This is a genomic window from Kitasatospora sp. NPDC090091 (assembly GCF_044747365.1).
GTDB lineage: Bacteria > Actinomycetota > Actinomycetes > Streptomycetales > Streptomycetaceae > Kitasatospora.
Map to the genome: position 1 here is coordinate 83,670 of NZ_JBIVDY010000027.1, position 19,412 is coordinate 103,081.

Genomic DNA, 19,412 nt, shown 5'->3' on the forward strand with positions numbered 1-19,412 from the left:
CAGGAGTCACAGACGCGAGAGGGAACTCGGCTCGTAGCGAAGCTGATATGCCCGCACGCCACCGCCGTTCATCCTGTAGATCGTGATCGTGGACAGGAACTGCTCCTTCACCTCCGAGGTCCGCCTGCGCTCCTTCCCCTCGACGTCGCTGATCCAGTCCTCGACCTGTTCCGGCAACTTGAAAGCAAGCTCGTACGCGCCCTCTTGGCCCAGCGGTGACAACGTCCACTCCGCCGAGCCACCGCTGCCCCGTCGCCGGATACGCACCGCATGGTCCGGATGGGCATCCGCGTACGCGGTGAACGCCAGGTGGTCGTTGACAGCCAGTGGCAGGATGAACGGCGCCGAAGGGAAGCCCAGCAGCAACTCGGCACCGCTGCTCTGCCGCAGCGCGCCAGCGAAGGCGTCGATCGCCGCCGCAGCCTCCTCCCGAAACGTCTCGTTCGCCGGCACTGACGTCGGCAGCCACCCTGGGGACGCGGTCCAGGTCCCCAGCTTCTTGCGCAGCTCCGTACGCACCCACGTCACCGGGAACGGTGCCGAGCCGAGGTAGGACTGCGCCTGCTCCATGGTCCACGCAGTGGTGCCGATCGTCCCCAGCAGCCAGGAGAACGAGGCACCCGACAAGTCCACCAGCGAGATCTGGTGTGCCACTGCGTACTTCTGGGCATCCGCCGTGAACCCCGCGGTCGAGAACAGGGCATACACGTACTGGTACCGCTGCCGCGGCCTTCTACCCGCGTGCGTCATGAAGTTCTCGTTCACGTCATGGAGCACACCGTGGGCATTGCGCACGATCTCCAGTCCACAACGGTCCTGGTTGAACTTCGCTTCCAGAAACAGCCGAACCGGCATTGAGAACGCCGGGGTGAACGCGAACTCCCCCAGTGCGTCGACCTGATGCAGCGCCCCCCGGCCCCGTACCCGAAGCGTGTTCCCGTCGGTCACCAATTCCTCGGGATCTTGGCTCTCGTGAACCAGCAGGCGATAACCAGAGGAGCGCAAGAGCCAGGCCAGCGCTTCCTCCAGGAGGTACCCCCGCAACACGGCGCCCTTGACCATGTCAACTCCCCCCACACACGCCGCCAATGGCCAGTTTCGCCACACGCGTGCTGGCGCGACCCTGGGTAACCTGTGGACCCGATACCAGCTCACGCAGCTTGGCGCGGGTCTCCGAATCCGTTGAGTAGAGGACTGTGCCCATCATTCCCCGCGTCAGCAGCACCTTGTAAGTGTTTCGGATCAGACGGTCGATGTCGGCATCAGTGGACCTACGGAAGACAGGGTCCTTGGACGCCGACCGATCGGCGATCCAACGATCAGTTCGCCAGACGAGATCCGGCCCAAGAATGACGCCACTCCAGTCGTACTCGAAGCCCTGGGCGGTGTACACGCAGCCGACCTGGCCGAAGCCAGCGGGGTCGGTGGCCCACAGCGCGGCCGGAGGCGCGCCGGCGATCGAGCGGTCACCGTACACGTTCCACGGGCGGGCCCAGTCCCCGATCCGCACGTCTAGAGGGAGCGGATCTCCAGGTGTGATCTTCGTCGTCCACTTCCAGCAGTACCCAGCTGTAATACGGGCGTTGTACCCTTCCTCGCGGCGGGCTTCGAGGAACTCCTCCAGCTCGTGGGGGCTGTCGACAACCTTCAGGGTCACTTTGCCGTCGGGCTCCCATTCCACAGGGCCACCTGGCTCCAGCCCGAGCAGTCGCACCACCCAGTACAGGTAGGCGTCACTACCTCCACCGCGGAACTGGCTGCCCAGTTCGATCACTTGGCAATCCAAGCCCTTTGCGGCCGCGGCAGCGCGGATCAGGTCCACTGTGCCCATCTCGCCCGGCCGGACGATCTGGTCCTCGTCTAGCAGGAACACCGGCACTCTGGCGGCGTCGATCAGTTCCTCAATCTGGGGCTTTCCCGTGCGCTGAGCCGCGCGTGTGTAGCGGTTCGCCGACGACTCCCGGATGCGGTGCGCCTCGTCGCAGATCAGAACGTCGACCCCGTTGCGCTCGGCGGCCATGAAGCTGTTGAAGTACTTGAATAGATCATGCACTTGACGCTTTCGCGCTGCGGCAATCCGACGCATGGTGGTCGTGAACGAGCTGGATCCGGTTGCGTGAAGAGCCGCGACACCATGCCGGTACATATCGCCCAGGAGCGACAGCGCGATGACGCTCTTCCCGGCGCCCGGACCTCCAGTGATCACAATCACCTCCTTGCGGTCAGTCTGTTGGGCCTGGCGCACTGCGTGCAGCACGACCTCACACGCAACCCGCTGTTCGTCCAGCAGAACGAACTGCTCACGCTCACGTACCTCGGCGGCAGCTACCGACACGAGCTGTGGTGTTGGCCGAGTCTTCGCAGACAGAAGAAGATCAGCTGACTCGGCACCGTCTGCTGGGGCTAGTAGCGAGCGCAGGAGGTGAATGAAGCTCGGCCGCTGCCCCCCAGTGAACATCGCGACATTGGAGCTCGGGCTCACGGCGAGAGTTTCCTGAGCCGCGAACTCCGCGACGTAGGGAAGGAATGCAACACCCGAGATCCGCTCAGGACGGTCGGCTAGCGCCGCGTTGTACGACGCCAGATACGAGCAGTAGCCGCGCACCTGCTCGATCGGGTTGAGTAGAGGACGCGCGAGGCCGGGGACTCGGCACAGGTGCGCGATCTCGCCGTCGGGCTCGACTTGCGACCACAGCTTCACTTCAACAACCACGTAGGACGGATCTCCCGTTACCGGATGGATTCCCGCCAGCACGAGGTCGGCTGACCGGTTGGTGAAGGGGAGGTCATACTCAACCAACACCTCAACCTGGCCGAGACCGGCTTCCAGGAGAACGCTCAGAACCCGTGGTAGCCCGCGCTCCCACATGCGCATCTCGGCCTGACTCGGCTGGTGCCCGCGGAGGAGCAGCGAGCCCTGCTCGACTGCCGATGCGAGACTGCCAGAGAGGGCTTGTGCAGCCAGGAGGGATGCGGGACCGCGATACAGCACTTGTCTCCTCCTTGCTACGGGAGCTGGCTTCGTGGGTTGGCCGGCTGGGAGACAGTAACAAAACGGGTGATGGGGGAGCGGCTCCGCTCACTTGGGCAGGGCCTTGAGGATCTCAGGCCTGTCCTTGGGATCGGAGTTGGCGAGTGCCTCGCTGGCGATCTGCCGGGTCAGTCGAGCCCGGACGATGACGCGGACGATCGTCGAGACAGCGAGGAGGGCAGAGCCAATGGCTGTATAGACGGACAGCACGGAAGTCCTTAGTAGAGGCCGCGCATGATGGCGCCCTGGTGCGCCGAACGCGGACGATGCATGATGCCGGGTTGCCAAAGCTGGCGCACGGACCGAGCCCGCGGCGCAGCTCGCCGCTCAAATGTTCCGAAGGCGGGAAGAGAACACCTGTGGCTGTGTCACACAAGTGGCGCAGAGCAGGACCTGGCTTGGCGTGGCGCATCCGGACATAGCCGAAGCGCTCGCGGGCATGCGCGAGGGCAGCATGAAGGAACTCCGTTACGGGTGGGGGCATGTCCAAACATCGGAAGCCCGGCGGACCGTATGACTGTCCGTCACGTTAGCACGCCTAGGCCGCGGAGGTTGGGCGATCTGCTGACCCGATGGGGGCAGTGCCGCCTGATCGCCAGTCATGTCAGCGCCAGTGGAGAACCGCCACGGTCAAGCCACCAACTACAGACGCAGACACGTCGCTTGACCTTTGCTCTCAACGGGCCGGGTTGAGGATCGAATGGAGCCGACGGGGTGGTGAAGGGCGGCATCTCGGCCGAAGCCGCAAGAGTGCAGGCCGTCCTCGACGACACTCTCCGTCAGGGAACGTGTGGCGACCATGTCTCGCCCGAGGCTAGCCGTCTGACCTCACAGGAACCCCTTGCCCGGCTGCGACACCGTCTGGTTGGTTCGCGAGAAGTGCAGAAGGGCGGGGACAAGGCGGGGACCACACGCGGCAGATCGACGCGCGCAGCGGTAGTTCTTCCGCACGGACAACGCGTTCCGTTCAGCGCACCGCAGGCTGGGGCACACATCGCCGGGCGACTGGGGGTCAAGGGGTCGCAGGTTCAAATCCTGTCGTCCCGACGTATGTGACCAGCGGGTCTGTCAGAAATGACAGGCCCGCTGTTCTCGTTTGGGTGAACGGTGATGGCGACGTGATGGCAGGCACATGGTTCTGGTGACGTTCTGCCAGCTACGCGGCGTCCGGAAGGTCTGACGCTTCGCCGCCGGGGGCGGCGGAAGGCGGCGAGGCGCCGTCGAGCGCCTGGCACAGGGCGGTGACGGCCTCGCGCGCGGCGTGCGGGAGCAGATGGCCGTAGATGTTGACCGTGGTCGATAGGGTCGAGTGCCGCAGCGTCTTCGACACCACGGCCAGGGGGACGTCAGAGCTGATCATGATGCTGGCGGCCGTGTGCCGCAGGTCGTGAACGCCGATCCGCGGGAGCCCGATCTCCGCCGACCTGCGGCGCAGCGTGACCAGGAGCTGTTGCGGGCGCAGCGGGGCACCGTCCGGCTGGCAGAAGACGAGCCCTTCGAGTGGCGCTCCTTGGGGCAGGCTCGCCCGCGCGGCTGCGGCTCGCCTTTCCAGTGCTGCGGTGACCCGAGGGGAGAGGCTGACCCAGTTGCGGCTTGCCTTGGTCTTGGGGTGGCCCAGGTGGAGATGGTTGTTGTCGACGGCGGTGAGGTTCCACCGCACCAGCAGTATCCGCTCGGCCAGGTGCACCTCGGGCCAGTGCAGGCCCAGGAGCTCCCCGCGGCGCATCCCGGTGCCCAGCAGCACCTCGAAGGCGTCCGCCAGTTGGTCGCCGTAGGTGTCGTGGTTGTGCCGCAGGAACGCTGCCGCCTGCGACGGGGTCCAGCAGATCCGCTCTGGCGCGGCGGGGCGGGGCATGATGGCGTAGCGTGCGGGGTTGTCGGCCAGCCGTCGGGTGCGGACTGCGGTGTTCAGGGCGCTGGAGAGGGTGGCGCGGCGCGGTAGACGCTGGTGCGTCCTCGCCCTTGGGCCAGCTCGGCCTCGTTCCAGGCGGTGATGTGCCGCTCGCGGAGGTCGGACAGTCTGAGCCGACCGAAGGCCGGTATGAGGTCGTTGTGCACGTGGTCGCGGTAGCGGGCGTAGGTAGTGGGCTTGAGCACGTCCTCGTTCGTGCGCAGCCAGCCGGTCAGATAGTTGGCCACCGTCAGGTCGTTGTCGCGGTCCAGGCCGGTGCGCTCGCATTCGAGGGCGTGCTCCAGCGCCTTGCGGGCGGCCTTGCGGGTGGGGAAGCCGCTGCGGCACTGCTGTCGGCGGCGGCCATCGGCTGCCGCCAAGTCGACGGAGAAGGCCCAGGAGCCGTGGCGCTGGGCTCGGCTGAGCTTGGGGCAGCGTGCGCCGAACTGCTTTCCGTTGGCATCGCGGCAGCCGCAACGCACAGTTCGGCTGCTATCCCGGCTGGAGCCGGGGCAGCAGCCGGCAAACGGGAATTTCGGGGTCACGCCGTCCGGCAGCCTATTATCGCTTCTTGGGCCTGCGGATCTGATCCCCGGCTCACCAGGTACGGAGAGGCGTCACCCGGCCTGCTGCCGATGCGTACCCGAGGAAACCCGTGAGCACCGTACAGTCCGTCCCCGTCCCGCAGGTCCTTCATGAGGCCGGTCGCCGACGGACCTTCGCCGTGATCAGTCATCCGGACGCTGGCAAGTCCACGCTCACCGAGGCGCTGGCGCTGCACGCGCGGGCGATCACTTCTGCCGGTGCGGTGCACGCCAAGGGTGACCGACGCGGCGTGACCAGCGACTGGATGGAGTTGGAACGCGAGCGCGGTATCTCGGTGACCTCGGCCGCATTGCAGTTCGGCTATCGCGACCACGTGATGAACCTGGTCGACACCCCCGGCCACGCCGACTTCTCCGAGGATACCTACCGGGTGCTGGCCGCCGTCGACTGCGCGATCATGCTGGTCGACGCGGCCAAGGGCCTGGAGGAGCAGACCCGCAAGCTTTTCGCGGTCTGCCGCCATCGCGGCGTCCCCGTGATCACCTTCATCAACAAGTGGGACCGGCGTGGCCGGGACGCACTCACCCTGCTCGAGGACATCGAGACGCACCTCGGGATCACCCCCGTCCCGGTCGTCTGGCCGGTCGGCAACGCCGGCAACCTGCGCGGCCTGGTCGAAGCGGGGAACACCGAGCAGATGCTGCGCTACACCAAGGTGCCGGCCGGCACGCACGCCGCCCTTGAGGAGCAGCTCACCTCCGAGAAGGCCGCCGAGCAGGAGGGCGAAGCCTGGACGACCGCGCTGGAGGAACTGGAGCTGGTGCTCTCCTCCGGCCCCGGCTACGACCAGGAGGCCTTCGAGGCCGGCAAGATCAGCCCGGTCTTCTTCGGCGCCGCGCTGACCAACATCGGTGTGAAGCCCCTGCTGGATGCCGTGGTCGACCTCGCTCCGGCTCCCGGGCCCCGCCCGCTGGCCAAGGGCGGCAGCCGCGAGGTCGGCGAGGAGTTCTCCGGTCTGGTGTTCAAGATCCAGGCGAACATGGATCCGGCCCATCGCGACCGGATCGCCTTCGTCCGAGTCTGCTCCGGTGTCTTCGAGCGCGGCATGCACGTCACCCGCGCGGCCAGCGGCCGCTCCTTCGCAACCAAGTACGCGCACACCGTCTTCGGAGCCGAGCGCACCGTGGTCGACACCGCGTACCCCGGTGACGTGGTCGGCCTGATCAACGCGAGCGCGCTGCGGGTCGGCGACACCCTCTACGCCGGCAAGAAGGCCGAATTTCCCTCGCTGCCCGCCTTCGCCCCCGAGTACTTCGCGGTGGCACGGCCCAAGGACATCAGCCGTTCCAAGCAGTTCCGCAAGGGCGTCGCCCAACTCGATGAGGAAGGCGTGATCCAGGTGCTGGTCTCCGACCGGCGTGGCGACCAGTCGCCGGTCATGGCTGCGGTCGGCCCGATGCAGTTCGACGTGGTCCTGCACCGGATGGAGCACGAGTTCTCTTCCCCGATCGCCCTCGACCAGCTCTCCTACCGCTTGGCCAGGGTCACCGACGCCGACGGCGCCGCAGCCCTGGCCAAGGCCCGCCTGACCAACGGAGAGGTGCTCACACGCCGCTCGGACGACGTGCTGCTGGCCTTGTTCGCCGACAAGTGGCACCTGAACGCCTTCCAGCGCGCCCACCCCGACATCCTGCTCCGGCCGCTGATCGCCACGGCGGACTGATCGCCGACCTCTCGGTGCGGCGGCGCCGCTTGGCACGGCGGACGGCGCATGATGCGGCCCCTGCCGGGGTCTTCCGGCGCGCCGCCGCCCCTGAGGGTGCCGATAAGTCTGTCCGTGCAGGTCATGCGGCATGTCGGTACGCGTGGAGGGTGCCGCCGAGACGGTCGCGTCCGCGGACGTCCAGCCGGGCGATCCGCCCGGGATCGGCGATCGGGACGGGCCGTGGTGTCAGTGACGTGTCCTGGTGGAGTGTGTGATGTGGGCGGTGGGTGTTGTGATGGTCCTCGAACTCCCGTAGTGCATGCGGGAGATGGCGCTGGTTCCAGATCAGCGTCCCGTCGAGGAGTTCGCGTCGGCATGTGAGTGCCCAGCGTTCCATTAACGGGGACATTACGGGCAAAATGTCAGGATGATCACACGGCCCGCTCACCGCTGACGAATTGAGGTCGACACCGCCGTCGACTGCTGACCGAACCAAAACGAAGGCCGGGCCCGACGCACACAGTGCGACGGGCCCGGCCTTGTTGCGTAGTAGCGGGGACAGGATTTGAACCTGCGACCTCTGGGTTATGAGCCCAGCGAGCTACCGAGCTGCTCCACCCCGCGTCGGTGACATCGAGTCTACGGCACAGCCGACACAGAACGAAATCTCATTACCGCCGCCGAGAAGGCGCCTGCAGCAGGTAGCTGCGGCGGCCCAGGAATCCATGGAACATCACCTGCCGGATAGCTGGTCACCGGCGGACAGGCGTACGCAATCGCTGCCTCGGAGACGAATCGGCTCCGGGCGACCGTCGCCCTGACCGTCCACCGCATGCATGGCGACGACGCTCAGGTCGGGCGGTTATTTCCCGAAAGGGGCTGCATGCTGCCATCGCGTCCCACCCCCGCGCATCCGGATTCGCTCCAGGCCCGGCCGGTGCTGTCAGGGCGGCTCGGTGCATTGCATTCCCATGACGCTGCTGCCCGTTCGACCGATCGCCACGACCAAGCCGTTGGCGCCGGAAACGGCATCGTCGCCAGCCGTTGCCTCGGCGGTTCCGGCCGGGCACGGCCCAGTGTCGTGGGTGTAAGACGCGGCGTTGCTCGCTGTGGACTTCTCGGCCGCCGACAACGAGCCCGTAGTTCCGACTGGACGATCGCCCGCGTGACGCGTGGGGCGCCGCCTTCGCGCCCGACGCCGGCTGTGTCGTTGCCGCCACCCGGCACGAGGCCCTACCTGGACGCCGACGGCGCGGTGCACTGGCGGATCCCCTTCACAGCCCCGGCGCACTCCTCGATTGGGCTCGCCAACTGCGCCTTCTCGCTAAAGCTTCATGGTTGATCGAAGGACAGGTCGGATGATCTACCGCGGGGTTACGAGGCGATCGACGGTCTGCAGCTCCAGTCCGACAGCGGGGTGGCAGAGCGTCCCGGCTGGGATGGCGTGCCGGAGCCAGCGGCGCGCCGGCTCCAGCAGGGCGTCGAGTGCGGCCGGCTCGAAGCGGTACGCCGAGCCGCCCGAGAACAGCGTCGACCAGGCGGCGCGCAGTGAGTCGGGCAGCGTGCGCGGAGGCGGGAAGCGGTCTGATGCCGCGGACACGGCAGCGGGGCCGTTGGTGCTGAGCCCGGTCATGGCGGTGCCTCCGTCACAGAGTCCTGTCTGCCGTGACACACGCTACGCGGAGAACCGGCTGCCGGGCTGGGCCGAAGGGCCCGGACCGCCGGGTACGTCGGCGGTGGCACCGAAGTGCGGAGTACCTGATGGTGGTGTCGGCCGGGGGCTGTCTCCGGAGAGTCGCCCAGACCGCTGACAGCCGCGACCGATGATCCCGGTGCCCAGCCCGACGGCGGCGTGCCGCGTCACGCCGCCACTGGCATTCCGCCATCGTCGTCCGGGAGGGCACGGAGCCGGGCGGCTTGGGCGCAATCGAGTGCTTGGGCGAGGGCCCGGACGGCTTGGTCGGCGGAGTCCTTGAAGAGGTGGCCGTAGAGGTTGATGGTGGCTGCAGCTCGTTGGATCAGTCGAGGGCGTCCCAGTCGTTGAGGGCGAGGGAGCGGGGGTTGTCGAGCTCGTCCTCGACAACGGGGCAGCGCGCACCATGCGCTGACGGCTCGTAGTGCACGGTGGGCCGTCCGGGACACTACTGGCCGCTGTGCCGGGTCGCCGGAGCCGAACCCGGTAGCCGTAGCAGGGTGATCGACTTTCCGGGTTCGGGGCTGAGGTGCCGGCGGTATCTCGTAACCTCGACTCCATGGACCACCCAGGCCCGCACAGTTCGGACGAACTCCCCGACTCCGCGTCTGCGCTGTCGTCGGCCGGTGACGGCGCCTGGCAGCGCCTCGCCGCGTACTCCTATCTGAGCGCCCCCGAGCGCCTTGAGTACGTGGCCGTCATGCGGGTCTTCTGCTCGACGCTCCTCGCGGACCTCGCCGTGCCGGACGTGGTGGCCAGGCTCGCGCGGGATGCGGCGTGGCAAGGGCACCCCGGCGCCGATGTGGTGACGGCGCGGCTGGAGCAGCTGGTGAAGTGGGGGAACCTGCTGCGCAGCAGTCACACGGTGAAGGCTGCCAGCATTGCCGAATACCAGCGTTCACGCGCTCGGTACCAGCTCTCGAAGCTCGGCGAGCAGGTGCAGCGCGATGCCGAGGAGGTGCTGGCGAGCGCCGATGCGGCGCGCGAGGTCAGCAGTGAGCTGCTGGCCCTGGTCGACCGCGGGTTGCGTGAGATCGCCGATACCGTCGGCCGGCCGGGGGGTGCCGATCCGCAGGAGGCGCTCGAAAAGGTCAGCACGCTGTTCGTGCAGTTCGCCGAATTTGCCGAGTCCGTAAGGGACTTCTACGCCTACCTCGGCCAGGTGCTGGCCCGGTACGACCTGGACGGCGCCGAGTACCAGGGGTTCAAGGAGCTGCTGCTGGACTACGTGGAGGCGATCACGGAGGAGGTCGCCTTCCGGTCGCCGAGGATCGCGGCCACCCTGGGCCGGCTCTGGCCGGACCTGGAAGAGCTGCTGAAGTTGATCGGCGCGCACGCCACGGGGTTGGGCGCCCTGGGCGACGGCCTGCCCGAGATCCGCGTGCAGCGCAGCCGGGGGCGCGAACTCGCCGACTGGGAAGCGCTGCGCGACTGGTTCGTGGACACGGACGGACGGGGCAGCCAGGTCGACCAACTGCGGGACGCGACATTGCGCGCGCTGCAGTCGCTGCTGGCCAACGCCAAGCGGATGCTGCGTTCGGCGGCGGGGGAGATGTCGCGCCGCCGGGATCTGCTGCGGCTGGCGGCCTGGTTCGACGCCGCCGACCCCGAGGAGGCGCACGACCTCGCGGTCGCGGCGTTCGGGCTCTACAGTGCACGCCACCTCGGCCTCGCCCCGGACCCGGACGGCACCGTGCCGGCCTATGTCAGCTGGTGGAGCGGTCCGACGGTCGAGGTGCCGGTGGCGCTGCGTGAACGCGGCAGCCGGGCGCCGCGCGGCCGGGCGGCCGCCGTGGAGGACCACTCGGAGCAGAAGGCCCGGCTGCTCGCGGCGGCCCGCGAGCAGGCTGCCGCCCGACGGGAGGCAGCCGACGAACTCCGCAGTGTCACCGACCGGTTCGGCCAGGTGCGGCTGAGCGCCCCCGCCATGGCACTGCTGCTGGAGCTGCTGACCGCGGCGCTCGGGAACTCGACGCTGCGGTGGGCCGACCCGCCCGCGCCCCCCGGGTTCGGCCTGCAGGACGCCCACGCCGTCGAAGCCGAACTGGACCTGCGCCTGACGCTGCGCCGGGTACCAGGACGCACGACCGTGCTGCGCTCGGTCGACGGAGACCTGGTGGTCGACGACGTGGAGATCGCGATCACCACCGCCGAAGAGACCGGCCGGGACGACGCGTTCGAGGAGGTGAGCGCCTGATGGCACTGCCCTCCTCGCACGACGTCGCTCTCACCGCCGAGCGCCGCAGCGCCGCCCGGCTGCTGCTGCGCCACCCGCTGGTCACCGCCGACGGGCCGCACGCCGATACCTTCCCGCTGGTGCGCCGGCACGCGGACTGGCTGGTCCAGCGGTTCCAACAGGTCCTGGGCTACCGCCTGCTGGTGGAGGCGTCGTACGCGCGCCTGTTCAAGGCGGGCCTCGGACCGGGCTCCGGGCACCGGATGGAGCGCTCGACCGGTACGCCGTTCACTCCGCGCACCTACGCCTACCTGGCGCTGGCCCTGTCCGTGCTGGTGACCGCGCCCGAACAGCTGCTGCTGTCCCGGTTGGTGGCCGACCTTCGGGCGGCAGCGGCCGACGCGGGCCTGGCGGTCGACGACTCCGGCCGGGCGGTGGAGAAGCGCACCCTCGCGGCGGCCCTTCGCCAACTCGTCGTCTGGGGCGCGTTGACCGAAACCGAGGGAAGCGTCGGCTCGGTCGCCGCGGACCGGGACGGCGAGGCCCTGCTGACCGTCAACCGGGACATCGCCCGCTCGATCGTGGCAGGCCCGCTGAGCCACAGCAGCGACGGTGCCGACCTCGTCCTGCGCGCCGCCGACCCCGGATTCGGCGGGCCGCGGACCTACGTGCGCCGGCAGCTGGTGGAGACCCCTGCCGTCTACCTCGACGAACTCACCGGCGCCGAACGCGAATGGCTACGCACCCGCCAGCGGCGAGAGGCCCAGGCCTTCGCCGAACTGCTCGGCCTGGAAGCCGAGATCCGCGCCGAAGGCATCGCCATGATCGACCCGGAGGACGAGCTGACGGATCTCCAGCTCCCCGGCACCGGGACGGTCGCGCAGGCCGCGCTGCTCCTGGTCGACCGCCTGGTGAGAAGGCTGCGTCCCGAGGGAGCAGGGCACCCGGCGACCGGCGGCCGCCTGACCGTGGGCGTGCCGATCCCGCCGGGGCTGGTCGGCGAGCTGGTCGACGAGTTGCTCGACCAGTACGGGCAGCGCGCGAACTGGCACCGCGGATACCTGGAGGACCCGTCCGCCCTGCGCGCTGACGTCCTCGAACTCCTCAGCCGCATGCGGTTGGTGGCCCGAGCCGGCCGGCTGCGCTCCGACGGCCACGGGGTGCCGCCGCAGTACCAGATCTCGGCCGGCGACGGCCGGGCGGTCACCGACGTGTCCGCGGCTCGGCCCGGCGTCACCGGCGAGTGGGTGCTGCTCGCCGCCGCCGCCCGGTACGCCACGGCCGTCTCGATCAAGCGCGCCGATCGACGGCCCCCGCAGACCGACCTGATCGGAGAGACCCCCTCGTGAACCGGATCCAGCCGCTCCCGCAGCACGCGGCCCCGCACCGCTTCAGGCTCAACCGGGCCGGGATCCTCAACGTCTGGCAGTACGACCGGCAGGAGTTCCTGTTCGGCGGCGGCCGCCTGCTGCTGCGCGGGAAGAACGGCGCGGGCAAGTCCAAGGCCCTGGAGATGCTGCTGCCCTACCTGCTCGACGCGGACGCCCGCGCCCTCGACGCGACCGGGACCGGCCGCACCACGCTGGCCTGGCTGATGCTCGACGGCTTCCAGCAGACCAACCGCCTCGGGTACCTGTGGGTCGAGTTCCGCCGGGTGGACGAGGACGGCACCGAGCACCACCTGACGGTCGGCGCCGCGGTCAGCGCGTCGAAGTCCACCAACTCGGCCAAGCCGTTCTTCTTCACGACCGCACTGCGCGTGGGGGAGGACCTCGATCTCGTCGAGTCCGGGCAGCCACTGCCGCTGGACCGGCTGCGGTCCGCCGTCGGCGCCGACAACGTGCTGGACCGGCCCGCCGACCACCGCGCCAGGGTGGCCCGCGAACTGTTCGGACTGGCCGACGCCGCCCGCTACCGCAACCTCACCCAGCTGCTGCACCGACTGCGTCGCCCGACCACCGGGGACCGGATCGAGTCCGGCGGCTTGGTGACCGTCCTCGGTGAGACCCTGCCGGCGCTCGACGAGGACGTGATCGACAGTGTCGCCCGCAACCTCGACGACCTCGACAGCGTCCGCACCGACCTCGGGCGGCTGGAGCGGACGGACGAGGCGCTGCGCCGGTTCCTGGGCAGCTACCGCGGCTACCTCCAAGGGGCCATACGCCGGCGGTCGAGCGAGGTCCTCGCCGAGCTCCGCACGCTCGCCGAGCGCAGGCTCGCCGCCGGAGAGGCCACCAGGAAGGTCACCGCGCTGCGCACCGAGGAGGCCGAGGCAGCCGAGCGGCACGGCGTGCTGGCGCAGGAGCACGCGACGGCCGAGGCGGACCTGGCCACCCTGCGGGCGAGTTCCCGCTACCGGAGCCTGCACGAACTGGGCGAGCGACGTCGCACCGTGGCGGCGATCCAGGCGACGGCCCGGGTCACCCACACGGCGCTCGGGCGGGCCCACGACGCGCAGGCGGCCGCCGGGTCCGCGCTCACCGCGGGGGCGGCGCGGACGGCGGGGCAACTGCGCGAGCTGGGCGCGGCCCACCGCGAACTGTGCGGGCAGGCCGAGCGGTCCGGGCTGGCGCCGGTGCACCTCGGCGATCCGGTCGGCGGCACCGCCTCGGTGCTCGCCGCGGCGGCCGAGCAGGAGGTCACCGATCCCGACGGGGACACCGCCTCGATGCACACCGAGCGCGTGGAAGCCTTCGACACGACCGGGACAGCGGCCTCCCTGCGCTCCTGGAGCACCCGACTCGCTGCCGCCGAACCCGTGGTGAAGACCCGGCTCCGTACCGTCGGGGAACTCGCCGGCCTCCTCGATGGGCTGCGCGAGGCCGAAACGAAGGCACGGGAGGCGGACACCGAGCACGAACGCCTCGACGAGCAGGCCCAGGCCGCGGCCGGCCGGGTGACGGAGCGCGAGGCGGCGGTCATCACGGTGAGCGCGGCGTACGCGGCCGAGGTCGGCGCATGGGCGGACCGGCTGGAGGAGCGATCGGGAGCACCGGCCGACGGCGTGCGCGCCGCGGTGCGCCGCGACCTCTCCGCAGAAGCGTCCTTCGAGGACCGCACGCTGCCCGCCTCGGCCGCGGAGGAGGTGACGTCCGCCGCGTTCCAGGCGCTCGAACCGTACCGGCGCGACCTGGCGGACCGGCGTGAACGAGCCGCTCTCCGGTCGCGCGACCTCACCCGGGCGCTCGACGCCGTCCGTGCCGAGAAGGCCGAGTGGGAGGAGCGCAGCGATCCGGTCCCGCCGAAGCCGCCGCATCGCCACGCCCCCCGACTCCCGCGCACCGGAGCCCCGCTGTACCGGCTCGTCGACTTCGCCCCGCAGCTCAGCGAGGAGGAACAGGCCGGAATCGAGGCGGCGTTGGAGGCCTCCGGAGTCCTCGATGCCTGGGTCGGCGCGGACGGCGTGCTGCTCGACCCACTCACCCTGGACACCGTCCTCACCGCCACCACGCCCGCCGACGGCCCGTCACTCGCCGAGGCGCTGCACCCCGTGCCCACCGGCGACAGCGGCGTGACGCCGGCGCAGGTCTCCCGCATCCTGGCGGCCGTCGCCCTGGTGCCGGCCGGCGCCCCGCTCGGCACGGCAGCGGGCGGGGCGGTGAGCGCGGACGGCCGCTGGCGGCTCGGCGTCGTCGGCGGTGCCCACACCAAGCCGGTGGCGGAGTACGTGGGTGCGGAGGTCCGGGCCCAGACCCGCCGACGTCGCGTCGCCGAGCTCGCCGAGCGCCTCGCAAGCCTCGAAGACGAGGCACGGCTCGCGCAGTCCGAGCTGGGGGAACTCGCCGAACGTCAGGCCGACCTCGAACTGCTGCGCCGTCCGCCGCGTGACCAGCAGCTCACCGGGGCCTGGGTGCGCCTTGAGGAGACCGAGCGGGTCGCGGCCGGCTTGCGGCAGCAGGCCGCGACGGCGGCCCGGGCCGCCCAGGACGCCCGCTCCGGCTGCGTCGACGCCCGCCGCCGCGCCGAAGCCGCCGCCACCGCGCACGACCTACCGGCCGACCGGGACGCGCTGCTCACCGTACGGTCCGCGCTGGACGCCCTGGCCGACGGAACCCGACGACTGCGCGGTCGCGTCGACGCCACCGCCGAGGGCCTCGCCGCCCACCGCGACGAACGCCGCAGCTACGAGCGGGCCCGCACCGCCCGGGAGGAGGCCGAGCTGGAGTACGCGCGGCGGGCGGACGAGTTGGCGACGGCCCGCCGGGAGATCCGCAAACTGGAGGGCGCGGTCGGAGCGACCGAGCAGGACATCCTGGCCGAGGAACAGGCCATCGTCCGGCGCCTCGACGAGATCGGCGACGAGCTGCCCAAAGCACGGCGCACAGCCGCGGGCCTGCACGACGACGTGGTACGCGGCGAGCTGGACGAGCGGACCAGGCACGACGAGCTCCAGGCGCAGGAGGCCGAGGTGATCCGGTGCGGACGCGCCCTGCGGACCGCCCTGGCGACACCCGACATCGTGCGCGGTGCGGCACTGGGCGAGCTCGCAGGTGAGCTGTCGATCCCGGACCCGGCCCAGGAGGACGCCAGGACCAGGCTGCGAGCCCTGCAGACGCTGGTCGAGGCGGTGCAGCGCGGCCTGGACCCCGAGCGGCGCGACGTCTCCGACACCGCGCTGCTCAACCGGTTCAACGAACTGCGCGACCAACTCGCCGGCGGCTACGACGCGACCCTGGAGGAGCCCGACGGCATCAAGGTCTGCCGGCTCGTCGACGACACCGGCCCGCACGACGTGGCGCTGGTCGGCGAACGCATCGCCAGGCAGGCCGACGACGCCCGGGCCCGGCTCACCGACCGCGAGCGGGATGTCTTCCAACGCTTCCTCACCGGAGAGTTGGGCGACCACCTGTCGGCGCAGCTGCTCGCCGCGGGAGCGCTGGTCGACGCGCTCAACACCACCCTGCGGTCCGTCCGCACCTCGCACGGCCTCGGAGTGGAGCTCGACTGGCGGCTGGCCGACACCGTCGACGCGGACATCCGGGCAGCCGTCGAACTGCTCCGCAGCCCCTCGGGGTTGCGCACCCGCGAGCAGACGGAGCAGCTGAGGGAGGTGCTGCAGCGCCGCATCGAGGACGCGCGCCGCGCCGACCCGGCCGTGGGCTATGCCGCACACCTGCGGACCGCGCTCGACTACCGGACGTGGTTCACCTTCCAGCCGTGGGTGCTGGACGACACGTCCACCGCCCGTCGACGCAAGTTCACCGGGCGGACCGGGCTCAGCCAGGGCGAGCAGCGGGTCCTCTCCTACCTCGCACTCTTCGCGGCTGCTGCCGCGCACTTCACCACGCTCGCCGAGACCGCCCCGCGGGCGCCCCGGCTGATCCTCCTCGACGATGCCTTCGCCAAGGTCGACGAGCCGACCCACGGCCGGCTCGGCCGCATCCTCGTCGATCTCGACCTCGACTTCGTCCTGACCAGCGAGCGCCTGATGGGCACCTGGCCCGACGTGCCCGCACTCCAGATCTACGAGTGCCTGCGCGACCCGCACGTGCGCGGTGTCGCCACGCTGCACTACACCTGGAACGGACGCAACCGCCGTCTGGTGACGGTGTGACGCTTCCGACGCAGACCCGTGCGTTCCTGGCCCGCTCGGACCTCGGCCGGATGTGGACAGCGGTCCACCACCGGTTGGAACGCAACGGACTCCAGCCGAACGGCAGCGTTCGGCTGGCCGACTGCACCGCGGCCGAGCGCGAGGCCCTGTCCCTGCTGCTCGGCCGCCGGGTCACCACCGGGACCGCCACGATCCGGCTGGCGGACCTGGACAGCAGGCTACGAGCCACTGCGGCAGGCTGCGGGCTGGTCGCAGCCGTCGAACAGCTGGGGCTGTCGCTGACCGACCGGCGGGCGGCGCGGGACACCGGACGGCAGGAGCGGGCCGCGCTGTGGACGGCGGCCCAAACGGCGCTCGCCGCATCGCCGCTGGCCGGCCAGGACTGGGTGGGCGGCTGGCTCGACGACCTGCGCCGCACCGGTGCGCTCGGCAGGCTCGCGCCCCAGGAAGCGGCGGGCGTGCTCCACCAGGCGATCCGAGTCCTCGGGCTGCTCCGGTCCGACCGGGACGAGGAGGCGGCGCCGTACGGCCGCGGGGAGCTCGCGACCCGGGTGACCGGCACGGCACACGGTCTGGACGACGACACGGTCCTGTCCCGCCTGGTGCTGCGCGGCCTCGCGCGGGCCGTGGGCAGCGAGCCGCCCGAGCACGCGCCCGGTCGGCGAGCCCTGTGGCGGGCCGCAGCCGTCGTCCCCGACGAGGTATCGAGCACCGTGCTCACCTACGGTCTGCGTCCAGTGGGTCACGGGTGGCGCGAACGGGCTCTTCGGGAACGGGCCGACCACCATGCCGAAGCCCACCTGACACTGCGTGAACTGCGCGAGCTGAATGTCGTACCGCCCTCGGAGACCCTGGTGCACATCTGCGAGAACCCCCGAGTGGTCGAGGCGGCGGCCGAGGCCCGCTGCGGGGGCGTCCTGGTCTGCACCTCGGGCAGCGCCTCCACCGTCGTCCTCGAACTCCTCGACACCCTCGCGGCCGCCGGCCTGCGGCTGCGTTACCACGGCGACTTCGACTGGCCGGGCATCGCGCTCGCCAACCGCGTCATCCGACGGTACTCGGCCCTGCCGTGGCGGATGGCGGCCGAGGACTACGAACAACTCGCCGCCCACGCCCGGGACCAGGGCAGCCCAGGGCTTCCGCTCGCCGGCGCCCCGGTGGAGGCGAGCTGGGACGCCGACCTCGCCGCCGCCATGACGGTACTGAACGTGGCCCTGCACGAGGAGTCGGCACTCGACCTGCTCGTCGCCGACCTGGCGCCGGGGAAACCCTGACCACGGGAGCGGCCGCCAGCAGGGCACGGAATACGCTGTGCCGCTATGGACTGGCTGGAGCGGGTGGCGAAGCTGAGACGGTGGACGAGCAACGACGTCCGGGCGCCGCACAAACCGTTGCTGCTGCTGTACGCGCTGGGCAGCTTCCAACGCGACGCCGACGGCGAACTACGCTACAGCGCGGTCGAGGAGGAGCTGAAGCGGCTGCTGGAGGAGTACGGGCCGTCCCATCCGACCACCCCTGCCTACCCTTTCCACCATCTGGTCAGTGACGGCGTCTGGGAGGTCAGGACAGACCAGGGGCCCGGCAGCCCCGGGAGCGGCGTACGGGTCCTGCGCTCCAGCGGCGCGACCGGGAGGCTCGCGCCCGAACTGCGGACGGCGCTGCGCAAGGAGCCGGCGCTCCTGGGCCGGCTGGCACGGGTGCTGCTGGACTTCCACTTCCCGCCGTCGCTGCACACCGACCTGTGCGAGGCCGTCGGACTCGACCTGGACCTCGCCGAGACCGAGGGCGTGGTCGGAAGCACTCCGGCCGGAAGCGAGCGGGCGGCGAGACGGCAGCGGGACCGGCGAATGCGTGAACTCGTGCTGACTGCCTATGAGTTCCAGTGCGCCTTCTGCGGCTACGACGGGATGCTGGGCGCGAGCACGGTCGGCCTGGAAGCAGCGCATGTGCGCTGGTGGTCCTACGACGGGCCGGACGAGGTCGACAACGGCCTGTGCCTCTGCTCCCTGCACCACAAGCTCTTCGACAAGGGCGTCCTGGGCCTGGGGGAGGGGCGCCGCATACTCGTCTCACAGCGCTTCGTCGGGCGCAGCGAGGCCAGCAGGCAGCATGTGCTCGCGTTGGCAGGACGGCTGGTCATCGGCCCGCAAGCAGGGATTCCACCGGTCGCCGGCCGACACCGGCAGTGGCACGCCGAACAGGTCTTCCGGGGCGAGCCCCGAGAATCCCCGGTCTCGGTGTCCACCGTCTGACAGCGGCTCCCCGATCGGTTGTCCAACGGCGTGGAGTCAGTGGGTGGACGTCAGCTGCGGCTGCCGTGCCCCACCACGATGCGGCGGGTGGCCGGGGCGCGGAGAACCGGAGACATCCCGGGACCACGCGTCGGCCACCACTTCCTCCGGGACGGCTCTCGGTGAACGAACAGCGCAGGCTGTCGACCGTCTGACGTGCAGCGGTTTGCTTCAGTGGCTGTTGCGCGGGGTGTCCTTTGATCTCAAGGTGCAGTGCGATGCATGCTCTCTGATCGTTGGAGCAAGGCGCGGCGGCGCACTTGACCTTCGGTCAAGTGCGCCGGGCGCTGGTCAAGTAGGTCAGAGTGGTGGAAATCGGGGCAGATCCTGGGATTCCCTTGCGCTTACTGCTCCGCGCTACCAGGGGGATGACCGCCCTACCGCCAAGCGCCTGAAGTAGCGCCTACTGAAGGGCCCCCTTGGCCGTGGGCTGCGTCTTCTGGTTGTAGATCTCCTTGCCGTCCGCGTTGTAGGCATGGACGTAGGGGGCCGGGGGGAAGGGGTTCGCGTTGTGGCCGGTGGAGA

At 70.3% G+C, this 19,412-nt stretch carries 12 protein-coding genes and 1 tRNA gene; 6 read left to right on the forward strand and 7 right to left on the reverse strand.

The genetic code is table 11. The features are described 5' to 3' along the window. Positions 1 to 6 precede the first annotated feature (6 nt). The 5 genes from ACIPSC_RS33770 to ACIPSC_RS33790 all read right to left on the reverse strand — a co-directional run bounded on the left by ACIPSC_RS33770 (position 7) and on the right by ACIPSC_RS33790 (position 5,302). The gene (locus ACIPSC_RS33770; RefSeq protein WP_400831959.1) at positions 7 to 1,062 is read right to left on the reverse strand and encodes a hypothetical protein; all 1,056 of its coding nucleotides are present in this window, start codon (positions 1,060 to 1,062) and stop codon (positions 7 to 9) included. Position 1,063: 1 nt separating this feature from the next. Continuing rightward, positions 1,064 to 2,992 carry a DNA/RNA helicase domain-containing protein gene (locus ACIPSC_RS33775; RefSeq protein ID WP_400831963.1) on the reverse strand — a complete coding sequence of 643 codons (1,929 nt, stop codon included), beginning with the start codon at positions 2,990 to 2,992 and terminating at the stop codon, positions 1,064 to 1,066. Positions 2,993 to 3,079: 87 nt separating this feature from the next. After that, positions 3,080 to 3,241 (reverse strand): hypothetical protein, encoded by a 162-nt coding sequence (locus ACIPSC_RS33780; RefSeq protein ID WP_400831965.1) that lies wholly within the window; start codon positions 3,239 to 3,241, stop codon positions 3,080 to 3,082. Between the two features lie 946 nt (positions 3,242 to 4,187). Then, the gene (locus tag ACIPSC_RS33785; protein ID WP_400831967.1) at positions 4,188 to 4,886 is read right to left on the reverse strand and encodes a site-specific integrase; all 699 of its coding nucleotides are present in this window, start codon (positions 4,884 to 4,886) and stop codon (positions 4,188 to 4,190) included. 53 nt (positions 4,887 to 4,939) lie between these two features. Beyond that, a complete protein-coding gene (locus ACIPSC_RS33790; RefSeq protein ID WP_400831969.1) occupies positions 4,940 to 5,302 on the reverse strand; it encodes a hypothetical protein in 363 nt (120 codons plus the stop codon). Positions 5,303 to 5,577: 275 nt separating this feature from the next. On the opposite strand from ACIPSC_RS33790, the gene ACIPSC_RS33795 reads away from it, so the two are divergent. After that, entirely contained in the window at positions 5,578 to 7,191 is a 1,614-nt protein-coding gene (locus ACIPSC_RS33795) for a peptide chain release factor 3 (protein WP_400831971.1), read from the forward strand. Between the two features lie 532 nt (positions 7,192 to 7,723). Here the strand turns inward: ACIPSC_RS33795 and ACIPSC_RS33800 are convergent. Together ACIPSC_RS33800 and ACIPSC_RS33805 are read right to left on the reverse strand one after the other, a co-directional pair. Continuing rightward, positions 7,724 to 7,797, reverse strand: a tRNA-Met gene (locus ACIPSC_RS33800). 739 nt (positions 7,798 to 8,536) lie between these two features. Further along, positions 8,537 to 8,806 carry a hypothetical protein gene (locus ACIPSC_RS33805; protein WP_400831973.1) on the reverse strand — a complete coding sequence of 90 codons (270 nt, stop codon included), beginning with the start codon at positions 8,804 to 8,806 and terminating at the stop codon, positions 8,537 to 8,539. A gap of 619 nt (positions 8,807 to 9,425) precedes the next feature. On the opposite strand from ACIPSC_RS33805, the gene ACIPSC_RS33810 reads away from it, so the two are divergent. From ACIPSC_RS33810 to ACIPSC_RS33830, 5 genes are read left to right on the forward strand one after another with little or no spacing between them, the layout of a single operon-like run. Next, positions 9,426 to 11,063 (forward strand): TIGR02677 family protein, encoded by a 1,638-nt coding sequence (locus ACIPSC_RS33810; RefSeq protein ID WP_400831975.1) that lies wholly within the window; start codon positions 9,426 to 9,428, stop codon positions 11,061 to 11,063. After that, positions 11,063 to 12,391: a TIGR02678 family protein gene (locus ACIPSC_RS33815; protein WP_400831979.1), complete on the forward strand. Its 1,329-nt coding sequence runs from the start codon at positions 11,063 to 11,065 to the stop codon at positions 12,389 to 12,391. Before ACIPSC_RS33810 ends, ACIPSC_RS33815 begins: the two co-directional genes overlap by 1 nt. Continuing rightward, on the forward strand, positions 12,388 to 16,596 hold the full coding sequence (locus tag ACIPSC_RS33820; protein ID WP_400831981.1) for a TIGR02680 family protein: 4,209 nt from the start codon (positions 12,388 to 12,390) through the stop codon (positions 16,594 to 16,596). Before ACIPSC_RS33815 ends, ACIPSC_RS33820 begins: the two co-directional genes overlap by 4 nt. Next, a complete protein-coding gene (locus ACIPSC_RS33825) occupies positions 16,593 to 17,870 on the forward strand; it encodes a TIGR02679 family protein (protein ID WP_400831983.1) in 1,278 nt (425 codons plus the stop codon). The genes ACIPSC_RS33820 and ACIPSC_RS33825 overlap by 4 nt, the downstream gene beginning before the upstream one ends. A gap of 45 nt (positions 17,871 to 17,915) precedes the next feature. After that, positions 17,916 to 18,848 carry a phosphorothioated DNA-binding restriction endonuclease gene (locus ACIPSC_RS33830; protein ID WP_400831985.1) on the forward strand — a complete coding sequence of 311 codons (933 nt, stop codon included), beginning with the start codon at positions 17,916 to 17,918 and terminating at the stop codon, positions 18,846 to 18,848. Positions 18,849 to 19,412: the final 564 nt, after the last annotated feature.

Excerpts from the sequence above, each read along its gene's own strand:
- ACIPSC_RS33770 (WP_400831959.1), bottom strand. The coding sequence starts at position 1,062 with ATGGTCAAGGGCGCCGTGTTGCGGGGGTACCTCCTGGAGGAAGCGCTG.
- ACIPSC_RS33785 (WP_400831967.1), bottom strand. The coding sequence starts at position 4,886 with ATGCCCCGCCCCGCCGCGCCAGAGCGGATCTGCTGGACCCCGTCGCAG.
- ACIPSC_RS33815 (WP_400831979.1), top strand. The coding sequence starts at position 11,063 with ATGGCACTGCCCTCCTCGCACGACGTCGCTCTCACCGCCGAGCGCCGC.
- ACIPSC_RS33810 (WP_400831975.1), top strand. The coding sequence starts at position 9,426 with ATGGACCACCCAGGCCCGCACAGTTCGGACGAACTCCCCGACTCCGCG.
- ACIPSC_RS33830 (WP_400831985.1), top strand. The coding sequence starts at position 17,916 with ATGGACTGGCTGGAGCGGGTGGCGAAGCTGAGACGGTGGACGAGCAAC.
- ACIPSC_RS33805 (WP_400831973.1), bottom strand. The coding sequence starts at position 8,806 with ATGACCGGGCTCAGCACCAACGGCCCCGCTGCCGTGTCCGCGGCATCA.